Here is a 13,194-nt window from a genome sequence, read left to right as displayed (position 1 = left end):
AACCTCCCCTCATAGCCATAGCGGCTTGTCAATTACTTTCCGTACCGATTTCTTCGCGATGCTTACCGCCATTTCGAGCGCATCCGGAAGGTCATCGTGGCTCCCCGTTCCATACATTTCGAATTGTTCGAGAAGCAGCGCATGTTTCCGTGAAAACTGAATAGCGCCACTCTCGATGTCCGGGAGTAGCGCCTCTATCCGGAGTTCTTTACGACTCCGCTGGTATATTTCTTTCACGCGCCGATTAACGGGATATCCCGTAGCTTGCAGCGCCTGCTTTAGCTTGTGTACGAAAAACTCCTGGGCCGCCTGCGCCTCTGCTGCGATACCTGTCGGCTGGAAGCGCGTCACCTTCTCCGTAATAACTCGTAAGAACACGTCTGGATGAACGCGCTCGCCGTACGCATCTACAACGTAAACTGCGCCGCTGGTCCTATGTTTCGCGATCGTAACGATAGCCGAGTAGTCTCCGCGTTGCTTACCCATGGCGAAGTCGATGCCCATATAAACATCATACTCGGAGTGATTTCGCGGATACTCGTAGAAGCCCTCGTCTAACTTCCCGTCCCAATACGTAAAGCGCTCCGGATTGAAGACCATCGATTCCTCGTCGACCGGGTTGTTCATATACTCCGTATTAAACGCCTTGCTACCGTTATCCCATTTCCATGTCATCAGCTTCCATATCGGCTGCGCTTCCGGCCACAGCACTCGACAGCCGCGGTCCATTTCAGCGCGATTCAGCTCGTATAGCTCGCGCGCATCCTTCGCCCGATTCGGATTGTCGCGGTCAACGTAGACGAGGCGGCACGCTTCCCATAGGTCCATTCGTTCGGGCCAGTCGATAATCGCGCGATAAACGCGGCTGCGAAAGTCCGACCGCTTGTGCAACACGTGAACGAGAAGCGCTTCGTGATGGACCGTCGTTCCCATGTATACGAAGGCCGTCCGCTTCCCTTTCGGATCTCCGAGCGGAACTACGGTTTGCGCGAACCAGTTCCGCATCTTCTCGCGTAATTCCGCCGTCGCCGCGTTTGATTTAACATCTTCCAAATCGTCGCATACGATAAGGTCCGGCCGCACGCCGTTCCAGTTCCGCCCCCGCAGCGCCTGCCCGGTCGAAGCCGCCTCCACTTTCGTAAGCAGCCGCGGTATACCGTTATCCTGCGGTTCCCATGCGATAAATTCAGACGAGTTGTCCTTCGGATTCTCCTGCTGTTTCGGCGACATCAGCGGTCCGAAGTCGCGGCGGAGTTTTTCGTTATGCTTGAGCTGCATCGCGATCCAGTCGAGGTTGCCGCTGGATACCGCAGGCGTCTCGGATATGATGATCTCGTATTTACGCTTGCGATACAGGATCTCGCGCAACGGGAACGCCTTCGACAAATACGTTGATTTTGCGTGCGAACGGGGCGCGGCAACGGCCACCTTATCGTTTGTATTCACGTTGCTGACATCGTCCATTATAACGGCGATATCGCGGTGAAACGCAGGCGCATCGGCCAGGCGCTCGATGTCGAAGCCGTCCCAGTTGCCGGCGTTGCCCGGATTGCGCGCTTCCGAGAAGTATTCGAACGAAAACGCGATCAGGTCGTCTTCACCGGCGTTGATGCGCGCCAGCCGTTCGTATTCTTCCGTCACGACGTCGAGCTCGCGCTTCACATCGTCAGGGAGCGCGTCGATATCGTCAAGATCGACCGCGTTAACGACCGGCGCCAGTTCCGCGAGTCTTGCGTCGCGCTCCGGACGCTTCAGCCATTTTCCGTCTATCCAAGCGATATCGACCGCCTCCTTTACTTAATTAGTTGGCGCCTGCAAACGTAGTAGATTCCGGCGCTTAGACCGTCCTATTTTCGTCCATCCCGCCTTTAAAAAACAAAAGCCCGGATTTATGCTCCGGACCTTTTCTTCGTTTACGTATGTGATTATGCCGTCAATGGGAGGCGTTCCCCATTCCGATAACGTAATTTCTACTGCCTCGCGAATAAGTTCGCTACTTAGTTGCGCTGATTCATTGCGGAATATCGTACATTCCCAGGCATCTACGCCATCATCCCGTATTCCCGACCATGTTACCCACACCGCGTCGCCAACTTCAGTACGTAGGACTAAATTTCGTCCTGGACGCGTAAATTGACGCGCTCCCACCTTCTGACGTGAGTAATGACGATCAGCGAGTTGGCGGCAGACTTGATCGCCTTTATTCGTAACAATCCACGCCATACGGCGCCTCCTTAAAATCAACGTGAAATAAGCGCCTCGACTGCGGACGGATACGAATACCCTCCGGAAGTGCTAGGCGCGCTAATATGCCGCGATTAAATAGGCCAAAACGTTATGCATACGGTGGGACAACGAAAGGTCAAACGTTATTTTTGATACGCGGATTGTTTTCGGGCCTAGACCGCCCCCATACGCCACCCCGCTTGGGGGTAACGCTTCACCGCGCTAAAGTATGGAAGTGATTTGTCACGCTTTAACGCATTACAGCGTAGTACATGTGCGCAAAATACGGATTTTATTCGTATCTATGTTCGCATCCTCTCCGCCGCCAAACCGCGCCATTATGCCATTCTTCCGTTACGGATACGAACACGTCCGCGAATTTGTACGCGTTATTTGTACGATTGTGCTACGAATATAGGCGTTATGAAGGCGATCGGCGCAATGAACTCCGAAAAGTTTCGAAGAGGGCGCGTGTCAGGAGCCCCGTGCAGAGAATGCGCGCCATAGTCGGAGTCTGTCGCCGCCCTATACGCGCATCCCTACATCTTAATGGCGCAAGCTATCCGTATCCGACTCCCGCCGTTTAATCGCCTCCAAGCGCTCTCTCAACGCCTCCACATCGGTAACGCCGCCGTCCTTCGTTTCCACTTCGACCTTGTCCGTAAGCATACCGTTAATCTGCAGCGCCAGTTTCGCCATGGCCGCATTACCGTCGCGCATCGCAATACGCGGCAGAGACTCGATTAATTCCGGCAGCATATCCTGACTATTGCGTATCATCTGGCGCTTGAGCTCCGCCTCAAACAGCGGATGCTTCTTCCACTCGAAAATGGTCGCGCGATGTACTCCGCATTCCTTCGCGATCTCATCTACCGTAGGACGCTCCGATCTAGGTAACGCCAGGTAACGAATGGCTACGTACTGTTCCGTCTTTAGCGATTGCATTTCGTACACCTCCGTTTGTATTACGTATGCTTCCGTTGAGTCTTAGACTCGGCGCAAGCTAAAGGGAACTGACGCGTCGCTACGCTCCTTGTCCCTCCGCGGCGGCTTCGCCTTGCGTCGGACTATCTATATCCTTTGGCGCGATTATCACTACGTTTAAGAGCAACGCGTCTATAGTCCAATAAGCCGATGTCGGCCCGCTTTTGGCCGGCGTCGAATGGGTTGACCTTATGTTCGCGCTCGGTTTTCAAACCGTCCGGGAACAAGCGCTATTATCCGCGTGCAAAAAAGTGCACCTATTTCGTAAAATTGCGCAAGGGGCGTTGATGCCCCGCTATCCCTAAGAATAAGAGATGCCCGGAGCCAAAAACGCCGCAAAGCCGCGCCACCACTACGTTTAAGCCACTTTCGAACTATGCAGTATTCCAACCAGTTTTGCCCTGAACTATGCAGTATTCCAACCAGTTAGAACGGCAACTTCCGCTCGTCGACCGCAACCTCGCCTCTGTCGCCCTGTTTATCCGCGTTCAAAGCCTGGCGGAACTCGCCGCGTACGAACTCGGTAATATCGTCGCGCTCATCCTTCGTCCGCTTGCGGAACATGACGTCCGGATTCATTCGAATAATCTTAGCGCCGAAAGCCTCCGACCGCATGACGAAGCCGGCCGATATCAATTCGCGCATACAGCGGACGGACGTTTCATGGTCGACGCCGACCTCTTCCGCAAAACGATTCTGCGATAGGTGGCGGATCTGCTCGCTGTCCCTGACGTTTGGATTGCAGCACAAATAGAGGTGCTCGTAGTGGATAAACGGAATCATCTTATACAAAAAGCCTGCCGCCTGTATCGACACATTCGCGATATCCGTGCGCGTCTTCGTTTGGTACACCTTCGTAAATGGCGTACCACTTACCGCTCGTCCGATCGTATGATACGCTTCGGCTACGATGTAAACGTTGCGGCGGCCCTCTTTCTCCGCGACAAGTACGCCAGTATCAACGAGATTGCCGACGAGAGTAACGGACCAGCGGGAAGCCTTGCCGATTACCTTCGCTATCTCAGCGATACCCATCCGCTTTGTATCGAGCATGAGTGCGCCGTCCTTATCGAATCGCATGTACGGAACCAGCTTCATGATCGCGCCTATTTCGTTAAGCGATAGGATATCGTTGAGCTTGCGGACGGGTCCGTGATAGGCCGTAACGTAATGGCGGATACCGCCGGCCTTAATCGCGTCCTGGCGCTGTTTCTCCGCACGCAGAGCCGCCAGTTGTTCGTGGCTCATAACGCTATGCTCGGCCTCGTCAACAATCGTAAGGCTGCGGCCGCTGTCTTCGTCATAGTACGAGTGCTTGCCGAATCTATCCGTCATTGGCGCGCACTCACCGCTTTCAACGCGGCTTCCATTTCGCGCAAGTCCGCAGTCGCCCGCTTTGCTTCGCGCTGGATCGCTTTAAGCGCGCTGATTGCCTCCGATACGTCTACGGTTACTTTCGCGTTCAATTCGCCAAATTGGGCCATTCATAACGCCTCCTATTCGTTTTTGAGCGTAAGGTGGCCGGAGTATGCCCGGCTCTTTCCGTAACCAAACGCAAAGAAGACGCCATCTCTGCGAAGAGATAGCGCCTTAAAACCTTCGTATACTCTATAGGTTTGAGATGACGCAAAATACACGGTTGTCAGCGTAATTAATGCCGTTTACAATGGAAAATATTACGTAAAAGGGAGCGCATATACTCGTGAAAGCCCGCCAATTAACGCATCCTATCCACTTTTATACCGCGCAGATGGAAAACGCGCTCGTACTCGTATTCCAGGACCGCGAGCTGATCGGAACCGGCCGCATTGATGCGTTCGAGCCGGCGGTCACTCACGACGATCTAACGTACGGAATCGTAACGGTGCGCGGCGAGACGTATGTTCGCGAACATTGTACGTTTGAAATCGCGGAGGCGATCCCACTTTGATAAGAGTCGACTACGAAAAGTTGCCGCTTAGATACTCGGTGCTGCCCGGCCAAAGAGTAACGCATATCTTCGAATTTGAGCGCGGAATTGATCGCGACACTCCCGGATTTGTTGACGGAAATTACTATTGCGATGAACGGAATACAAGGCGCGCGCACAACTGGAAGGAAGCGTACTTAACGTGTGAAAAATGCGCGAGACATTATCAAGCGCTAATAAGCGGTGTAAATCAGCAGCCGCGGACTCAGCGTATTTAACGAGGAGGCGTTTATTATGATATTTATCGCGTTTCCGGTCGGCACATCCCCGGTAGTCTCCGGCAACTGGCGCGAGCTGAGTCCGGAGGAAATCGATTATGTAACGGAAATGGACGTCGGTCATGGCGATTTGAAGCCGACGGTCCTTCATACATACGATGGCGGCCGCTATCACCACACGCTGCAGTTAGACGAGAATTTCGAAGAGATTGATGCGGAAGAAAAACGCGCATTCTTGCGAGATAAATTACGTGAGGACTTGTAGATGCGGGTAGCAATTTTATGGCTTATAATTTTGGTTGGTATTTCAGGATGCTCGTCAAGTCAAGCTGTCGATGAACCATTACTAAAGAATTTAGAATTCTCAAACCCAGAGTTCACGCCTCTCGACAATGGGTTTTACACCTTCAGAGTTCAAGAAAAGAATCTCCCTCCGGAAGGTAAATACATTTACTCCCTAAAACAGGGCGATTATGAATCTGAAGGAGAGGCTATTTTAAAGGATGGCTTTATATATGCTTCGGATGTCGTAATCTCCAGACCCGCCGGAGTATTTGAATACACCTTTTCTACAAAAGAACCTATGGATAGAACCATTTTCGATCTGTACATGAACTCAGAGTATATTCAAAGAAGTAGTGAAGCTTCAATTAATTACAGCGGGAGTTATGATACTGGAAAACCAACAAATAAACCTAAGCAGCAGACAAAGCGATAAAGACATTGAGATTTATGAGTTTGCTATGAATGAGTTTAACTCGCTTACGAACTACGGGGAAAATTACGATCCTGAAATTCACGATCCAATTGTGGACAAGAAAACGAGTGAGCATTTTGGAATTAGCGTAGAGGAAGTCGAAAGGATAATGATAGACGTTCCGTTCTCAAATCACCATTAAACGATAAACTTAACGAATTCCGGCGTCCTTAACCGCCCTCCACTCGTCCAATTCCGAAACCGCACCCGCACCTTAACGCGCGGCTCCACGTAGACGAAGGCGCGATCCTCACCGGTCACGAGCGCCCGCGCGACGCTATAAAACGCCTTCCGATGCGCGACCGGCACCGCGAGCTCTACGATACCGACGCCGCGCCCCGACTCATCCTGCGCGAGCCAGCCGAATTCTTCCTTCCGCCAGCCGGCGATATAGACGTCGGCATACTCGTAATTGATAACTTTGAGCCACGCGGCCGACCGGCGGGATACATACGCGCTATCTTTTCGCTTGGCTACGATGCCCTCTAAGCGGCGCGCCTGCACAACGTCAAATAACGACCTACCCGTTCCTTCAACGCTTAATACGCGGCTGAAATACGGGTTATTCGTTATGCTCTCGTTTAGGATCGCCTTACGCTCGGTCAGCGGCAAATTGCGAACATCGCGGCCGGCAACGCTCAGCACGTCGAACGCGAAGAAATGGACCGGCCTCGTACGGGCAGCCTCAGTTATACGCGCTTCCTTGGCGAGTTTGAAGCGCTCCATGACCGACTCGAATTCGATTGCGCCGGTCACCGAATTGACGCAGGCGACTTCGCCGTCCAGGACGATATCGGAGCGCGTCGGAACGTCATGCAGCTCCGGATACTGGCGCGTGACTTCGTTGCCGTGGCGAGTATACATGTTCAAGCGGCCGCCGGATAGCGAGATAACGAGACGATGTCCGTCTATTTTCGGTTCAAATACGTAGCGATCGTCGTCAAACGGTTCCTCGCGCTTCTCCAACAGCATTGGCGCTATAAACATCGTGTACACCCGCCTTTTTCGTAAATAAGGCGAGTATAACATTATGGCGGCTGGAATCGCGCTGGTAAGTTATGTGACGTCCTTAATCGTAGACTCGAACCAATACGAACGGCCGACGGAATCAACTCCGTCAAATGGCGGTAAGGTTCCGCGATTGATGCGGCCTGTTATTGCCGCGCGGGTACTGCCAATTTGGCGCGCTAGGTCGGATTGGTACACTTTCGCGCGAATATCAACGGGGGTATAGGCGCGGCCGTCCGGGTCGACAAGCACAGGTTGCCCAAAGCTGCTGGCGGCGTGCTCCGTTGTGAGTCTCCAACCTTGCCAAGGGCCGGAGCCGATCCATTCATTCACCATGGTCATCCTTCTTTCTTTTTTTCTGCTCCCTTCGTCTGTGATTTATAAGAATCCGGGATTTGTTTAGCTCATAAAACTCGTGTGAATATGCTCGCCTGCCATTTTGGTAAAGATGGTCATGACAATTTTCACAAAATTTTTGGGTTGCTGTCTTCAAGATAAAATCGGCATCGCAACGGTCGCAGGAATATGTCATTCCGATTCTCCTTGCAAGTCCTTTTGCTGCCCGATTCAAATGTTGACGTACATATTCTGCATTCATGAGTGATTTGCATTTAGGACAGAATTTCGCCCGGTGCCCACCCATAAAGTCTGTTCCGCATAATGTGCATTCTCTTTCTACAGACTGACGTCTTTTAGGGCGTTTCTTTAGCCGGAGATAGGGGTAATGGTACAGTTGTTCGCCTACTTTCCGAGCTTTACGCGCCAGGTCTACAGTCTTATAAGTTCCGAGATGAACGTGTTTCCCCTTGACGGTAATGCGCACCATGTATCTCTTTTGTCCGTCGGATGTCTTTCGCAAGGATATTCCCTTTAATCCGGATTTGTTGTCCGATCGAACCTTTTGCTCCAGTTTGGGTAGGGGTACACCATTGACCGTGAATTGCTCCCTTAACACCTTGCGAGCATGAGCAATTGAGTCGGTTCGAGAGCACCCGCATGAGGTTGACTCGCCAGATAGGAGGCGATTGGACAAGACAGGGCGCTCTTCGCCGCAGACGCATTGGCATAGCCACATAATTTTGCGGTTGTTGCTTTTGCCCGCGCGTTTCAGAACGGTCCAACGACCGAAGCGTCTCCCCGTTAATTCGACTCCGTTTGACTCTGAGGCCATTTCTCGTTGGAAGCAACCACAGGAAAGAGTGTGGCCGTTACGCAAGTTTGGTTGCGTTACAATTACAGCATTAGGATTGCCGCAATCACACATACACTCCCAGCGTCTTGTATAGCCAGATCGCGGGGCCTCTTTAATGACAGTTAAGCGTCCATGCTTCTCGCCTGTTAGGTCGAGCAATTGGCGGGGCATTATATGACCACCGCCACTACAAATGCCTCGACGATGCGAATTTCGCCCTCGTCAAAGTATCCGTCGTTATTGACAGAGTGCCCGCCGATGATGACCTGCTGCGCTTTGCCGTAGATTTGGTTTTTGGCTACAGCCTCCGCGATTCGAACTGCCAACTCAGCAGCCTCATCTTCGGTCTTGAAATACCCTGTATCTATGTGTGTCGCGCAAGTACCGACCGCCGTTTCGCCGGTTGTGTGGTAGGTCGAGCAGTCATTCTCGATATCCCATTCGTAAGATGGGCGACAGTCATCGCCAACTTCGTATTGCTCATCGTCGCAAAGGGTGCGAACGCCGACGAACCAGTTATTCTCAAGGATTTCTTTAGCGATTTCGAGGTAATTCATTGTTCTCGGCCCCTTCGAGTGGTTTCCGCGTCGTCCCTTGCTGTGATTTAAATATAACACAAACATATACACATGTAAATGGGAACAGAGCGCGAACGTCACTGTCCGCCCTTCATAACCGCGCCCAAATCCGCCGTATACTTCGCCAGCCGCATGGCAATTTGCGACCGCAAGTGCTCGCGAATCATACCGAACTCGCCCCGATAGCCGCGGCAATAATATTCGTAGTTGATGACGGCGGCCGCGCTGTCCGTTTCGTATGGAATGACGCGAATGTTCCGCTGCTTGAGATCCCGCCGGATGACGAAATGATCCGCGCTGATCTGATCGAGAATAGCACGGCCGGCCTGCGCATATAGACGGCGGAGTACGTTCGTGGACCGCTCGATATCGTCCACACTCTTCTGGACCATCGTCATCATAAACGGAAGCATGATGTCATCGCGTATCATCGTCAACTCTTCTGAAGACGGGACCGCTTTGGCGCGTGTAGTCGGCGTCTCTGTCGTGTGCCTCTCCGTATATCCTTCGACGTGCTCCGTCAGCAGCATTTTCGATTTCCAGCGCTCGTTTCCGTCCAATTTGCTCATTGTGCGCGTTACCTCCGAACGTATGATCGTATATCGCCATTATATAACGAATGTATGTTCGGTGCGCAAGCGGAAAAAATGACCGGTTAAGAAACACCGGCCTTCGTGAATCTTCCGCTTTGAATCATCCGAACGAGTTCGCGAGCGACATGCGCCCCGCCTTCGGCGTACATCGCTCGATCGCGGTCAGATTGCGTTTCTGCTTCGCGTTGGGCACCTACGGCAAAGTGCGTAAGCCAATCGCATAAGCGCTGCTTTTCGTCCTGCTGGCGCTGTACCTCGGCTAGGAGGGATCGGTTGTGTTTCAGCGACTCTTGCATGTCCGCGATATCGGCGTCCTCGTCATAATCCCGGTAGGCTTCGTCCAGCAATTCCACGCGCTGCACGATCTCCGCCATCTGCTCCGGCGTCATGCGCTGCTGTGTGGGCATAGTATCTTTGCGGAGGGATTTGCGTGCGCGAACGTCCTGCTCCTTCTGGCACCGTTCACACACCCATGTCCGGCTGTCCGGTATCCCGCAATGGATACACCTGCAATCCCCGCCTTCTCCGTATGGCTGCTGTTCGTTACTCATGGGCGCCCTCCTCTGCTTACCGAACTGTAATCTACTTTCATCGCTACCCCCTCGTAATTTACCGCGCAAGCCAGCCGCAAATCCACCCAATTACCGCCGCGCGTCCTCACGTAAAGAGCCCGCCCGATTCGTTTCCCATGCGTATACTTCGCTACCACAACGGCCGCCTCCTTTCCGCCTCCAGGCGCTCATTCATCGCAGCCTTATACGCAAGCAGACGCGATACACGGTTACGCGGCACATGCGCTCCTCTTTCCGTTGCTTGGCGAACTTTGCGCGTATAGTAGACAATGCGGAGCACATCGCGCTTATACATGATCGTTCATCTCCGGCGCCCGCTCAATCATCGTTATTACCGTAACTGTTGCGCCAATCCACGCCAACACTAGAATCATTTCGCTCGCCTCCGTTTGTTTGACTCGTTTTTAGTGTCAATATTACACCGACTCCTTTAGCGTGTCAATACGTAATTGACTCTTTTTTCGCGTCAGGGTAAACTCGTATCATACCGGAGGTGTTCCCGTTGCAAATACGATCCAATCTACGCGCCCTGGCCGAAGCCCGCGGCGTCTCCATACGAGAAATCGCGCGTGACATCGACTACCGTTTCGAAAGTGTACGCCAACTATACAATGACGAAATGGAGCGTTATCCGCGCGACCTTATCGCAAAGCTATGCGTTTACTTTGACGTGGAACCCGGCGCTATCCTTGCGCTAGTAGACGATGCCAGCGCCCCGCCTGCGTCCGAGCCTCGGTAAACTCCGGCTTGAACTCGCCGCCTGTATCGCGCAAGGAATACGTAATAAGCGGGCCGGGCGAAGTATCGCGTTTATACTGGTCTTGGCGCGCCTTGTTACGCCCGTGAGCGTCTTTATCGACTCGCCAGTTCTCGTAATTCGTGCGGCGGCGCTTCGTAGGCTTGCGGTGGTCGCGTCCGTCTGTTCCAGCGTGCTCAGCCGCCTTCATGCCCGTCTCCCTATCGCGCCTAAGTTCGAATTGCCACTCGCTCATAAACGGATATTCTTCGTGCGTCATTTTGTACGGGTTAGGATCGGCCAGTTCTTCGCGTAGAATATAATCGGCCAGGCGCTCGAGCTGCGCGGCGTCCGGGCGTTCTCCGATATCCTCAACGTAAGCCTCCGTCAGTCCGTGAATGGCTGCGATTCTCTCCGGCCGATCTTCGATATCCTGCGCGATAATTTCGCTAACGGCGTCAACAAATGCCTCTTTATACGACTCCCCCATCGGTGTCCTCCGTTTCTACTTCGACCGTAACCTCGCCGTATTCCCAGCGCCTGAAGACGGCGGCGAGCTTTTCAACGCCAGCATCGACGTTTACCGCAACGTTTTGCTGCGTGATCCCCATTACACGCGCCGCCGTCGCCTGCGTAACGTCGAGTCCGTATACGAGTGCGATTGCTTCCGCCTGGCGATCGGTAAGGCCGGCGGATTCGATTGCCGAGTGAAGATCGATAAGAATATCGCTGGCTGCCGTATCGCCCGCAAAACGCCGCAAGCCGATTTTATGGCGGTCGCGCAGCAGCTTCTTAACGCCGTCGGCCGAGTTGAGTGCGTAGGTGACAGCATATTTGCGTGTGTCTTTCGTTAGGTCAACGTTCCTAGCGCCCATTAGACGGCCTCCTCTACGCGATTAGAGCGATTGCCTGTTTCGCTCGAATTCGCGGTTAATAGCGGTACAAGGCGCTCGCCTAGCGCCCGGATTACGTTCACAGTAACGGCGTTGCCCGCCTGTTTATAGCGCTGCGAGTCCGACACGCCAGCGGTTGCCGCCGTAGCGTGTTGCGCGTCTGTAAAGCCTTGTAGGCGCCAGCATTCGAGCGGCGTAAGCTTGCGGATGCGATAGCGCGGAAACTTCCCGACAGCTATCCCGTGCTTGTCCTGCGTATTAAGCGTAAAGGCAGCCTCGTCGTTACCTTTAAATCTCCGCCCCTCCTGACGTGTTTCTTCGCGGTCCGGCGTTAGTACTGCGCGAATCTCGGTTTCCTCATCGTCGTAATAGTAATAGGAAATCCCGTCAAGCCCATATACGATGCGTTTGCCATCAATATGCGGAAGAGACGGCTTCGTAACCACTTGCGGAACCTTATCAAGTCGCGCGGCTTGAAGCGTTCCGGTTTCGTCAAACTTAACGGTCGTTGTCCAACTCGCTGTCTTCTGTAACACTGTAAATTCCGCTATTTTTGGCGTTGTATTGCCACTCGTACCGGTCGGTATTGTCGGCGCAACGCCTGTCGGCGTATAAACGCGCCTGCAAATGTCATGACCGTTAACCCCGTCAACATGACCGATCATTTCACAGTCATCGGAATCGCTCACCAGTCCGCGTTCATTTAACTGCGCAATCAACCTCGCCGTCTTCTCCTCCGACAAGTAATAACGCTCGTCAACGTTAGCCTCCAATATATCCCGCAGCCGCGTCATTACCGCGCTATTCGCCGGCCAGTCGAAGTTGAACGTGCGAATGCCGAGCGCCTGAATGCGCCGCTTACTTTTCGCGACAACTCCCGAGCCCTGTATGTCCCAATCCGCATGTTCTGCGTCCCGGCTCGCGACAATGAAGATACGCTCGCGATTCTGCGGAACTCCGAAATACTTCGAGTTGAGGACGTTGAAGTCGATCGCGTAACCGGTATGATTCAGCACGGCCGCCATCGTTTCGACCGTCCGCCCGCCGTCATGGGACAGTAGTCCCTTAACGTTTTCCAACAGCATAAGGCGCGGCTGTTTTGCGGCAGCTATACGCGCAATCTCGAAGAACAACGTACCGCGTGCATCCTCGAATCCTTTGCGCTGGCCCGCGACACTAAATGCCTGACACGGGAAGCCTCCGACGAGGACGTCAAAGTCCGGTATGTCGGCGGCACCAATCTGCGTAATGTCGCCGTGTAGTTCCGTGGCTCCGCTATACAGCGCTCGGTATGATTTCGTAGCGAACGGATCAATCTCGCTCGCGAATACGCATTCGCCGCCCAGCGGATCGAGCGCGCTGCGGAATCCGCCAATGCCCGCGAAAAGTTCGATGTACTTAAACGTCAATACTCGTCACTCCTTCGTAAATGTAAATGTTTGTAACACGCAGGTTTCTGCGATAAAAT

The 13,194-nt window shown here is 53.2% G+C and carries 15 protein-coding genes; 4 read left to right on the top strand and 11 right to left on the bottom strand.

The genetic code is table 11. The annotated features are described in order from the left end of the window. Nucleotides 1-9 precede the first annotated feature (9 nt). The 4 genes from terL to BN871_RS28205 all read right to left on the bottom strand — a co-directional run bounded on the left by terL (nt 10) and on the right by BN871_RS28205 (nt 4,694). Nucleotides 10-1,464, bottom strand: a complete 1,455-nt coding sequence (terL, locus tag BN871_RS05300; RefSeq protein ID WP_048744921.1) for a phage terminase large subunit — start codon at nt 1,462-1,464, stop codon at nt 10-12. A gap of 1,308 nt (nt 1,465-2,772) precedes the next feature. Then, nucleotides 2,773-3,171 (bottom strand): phBC6A51 family helix-turn-helix protein, encoded by a 399-nt coding sequence (locus BN871_RS05295; protein WP_048744899.1) that lies wholly within the window; start codon nt 3,169-3,171, stop codon nt 2,773-2,775. Nucleotides 3,172-3,636: 465 nt separating this feature from the next. Then, the gene (locus tag BN871_RS05290; RefSeq protein WP_021877118.1) at nt 3,637-4,545 is read right to left on the bottom strand and encodes a hypothetical protein; all 909 of its coding nucleotides are present in this window, start codon (nt 4,543-4,545) and stop codon (nt 3,637-3,639) included. After that, on the bottom strand, nt 4,542-4,694 hold the full coding sequence (locus BN871_RS28205) for a hypothetical protein (RefSeq protein WP_021877117.1): 153 nt from the start codon (nt 4,692-4,694) through the stop codon (nt 4,542-4,544). Before BN871_RS28205 ends, BN871_RS05290 begins: the two co-directional genes overlap by 4 nt. 218 nt (nt 4,695-4,912) lie before the next feature. On the opposite strand from BN871_RS28205, the gene BN871_RS05285 reads away from it, so the two are divergent. The 3 genes from BN871_RS05285 (at nt 4,913) to BN871_RS27485 (ending at nt 6,115) form a co-directional block, all read left to right on the top strand. Beyond that, complete coding sequence (locus BN871_RS05285) at nt 4,913-5,140, top strand: hypothetical protein (RefSeq protein WP_021877116.1); 228 nt, start codon at nt 4,913-4,915, stop codon at nt 5,138-5,140. A 273-nt stretch (nt 5,141-5,413) separates the two neighbouring features. Next, nucleotides 5,414-5,662 (top strand): hypothetical protein, encoded by a 249-nt coding sequence (locus BN871_RS05280; protein ID WP_021877114.1) that lies wholly within the window; start codon nt 5,414-5,416, stop codon nt 5,660-5,662. Then, nucleotides 5,663-6,115, top strand: a complete 453-nt coding sequence (locus BN871_RS27485) for a hypothetical protein (RefSeq protein WP_157060207.1) — start codon at nt 5,663-5,665, stop codon at nt 6,113-6,115. A gap of 177 nt (nt 6,116-6,292) precedes the next feature. Here BN871_RS27485 and BN871_RS05270 read toward each other — a convergent pair whose 3' ends face one another. From BN871_RS05270 to BN871_RS05250, 4 genes are all read right to left on the bottom strand, one after another. After that, complete coding sequence (locus BN871_RS05270; protein WP_048744897.1) at nt 6,293-7,141, bottom strand: RNA ligase family protein; 849 nt, start codon at nt 7,139-7,141, stop codon at nt 6,293-6,295. 1,383 nt (nt 7,142-8,524) lie between these two features. Beyond that, nucleotides 8,525-8,911: a hypothetical protein gene (locus tag BN871_RS05260; RefSeq protein WP_048744896.1), complete on the bottom strand. Its 387-nt coding sequence runs from the start codon at nt 8,909-8,911 to the stop codon at nt 8,525-8,527. 98 nt (nt 8,912-9,009) lie between these two features. Next, nucleotides 9,010-9,501, bottom strand: coding sequence for a hypothetical protein (locus tag BN871_RS05255; protein WP_021877108.1), 492 nt, complete (start codon nt 9,499-9,501; stop codon nt 9,010-9,012). Nucleotides 9,502-9,587: 86 nt separating this feature from the next. Then, complete coding sequence (locus tag BN871_RS05250; protein WP_021877107.1) at nt 9,588-10,076, bottom strand: hypothetical protein; 489 nt, start codon at nt 10,074-10,076, stop codon at nt 9,588-9,590. 523 nt (nt 10,077-10,599) lie between these two features. On the opposite strand from BN871_RS05250, the gene BN871_RS26590 reads away from it, so the two are divergent. Further along, entirely contained in the window at nt 10,600-10,836 is a 237-nt protein-coding gene (locus BN871_RS26590; RefSeq protein WP_083436254.1) for a helix-turn-helix transcriptional regulator, read from the top strand. Here BN871_RS26590 and BN871_RS26100 read toward each other — a convergent pair. From BN871_RS26100 to dcm, 3 genes are read right to left on the bottom strand one after another with little or no spacing between them, the layout of a single operon-like run. Then, complete coding sequence (locus BN871_RS26100; protein WP_021877104.1) at nt 10,781-11,323, bottom strand: hypothetical protein; 543 nt, start codon at nt 11,321-11,323, stop codon at nt 10,781-10,783. The genes BN871_RS26590 and BN871_RS26100 overlap by 56 nt on opposite strands. Next, complete coding sequence (locus BN871_RS05240) at nt 11,307-11,708, bottom strand: sigma factor-like helix-turn-helix DNA-binding protein (RefSeq protein WP_021877103.1); 402 nt, start codon at nt 11,706-11,708, stop codon at nt 11,307-11,309. The genes BN871_RS26100 and BN871_RS05240 overlap by 17 nt, the downstream gene beginning before the upstream one ends. Beyond that, nucleotides 11,708-13,135: a DNA (cytosine-5-)-methyltransferase gene (gene dcm / locus BN871_RS05235; RefSeq protein WP_021877102.1), complete on the bottom strand. Its 1,428-nt coding sequence runs from the start codon at nt 13,133-13,135 to the stop codon at nt 11,708-11,710. Before dcm ends, BN871_RS05240 begins: the two co-directional genes overlap by 1 nt. Nucleotides 13,136-13,194 lie beyond the last annotated feature (59 nt).

The sequence above is a fragment of the Paenibacillus sp. P22 genome, assembly GCF_000469945.2.
GTDB classification, from domain to species: domain Bacteria; phylum Bacillota; class Bacilli; order Paenibacillales; family Paenibacillaceae; genus Paenibacillus_O; species Paenibacillus_O humicus.
This window is presented reverse-complemented; position numbering and strand designations above follow the sequence as displayed.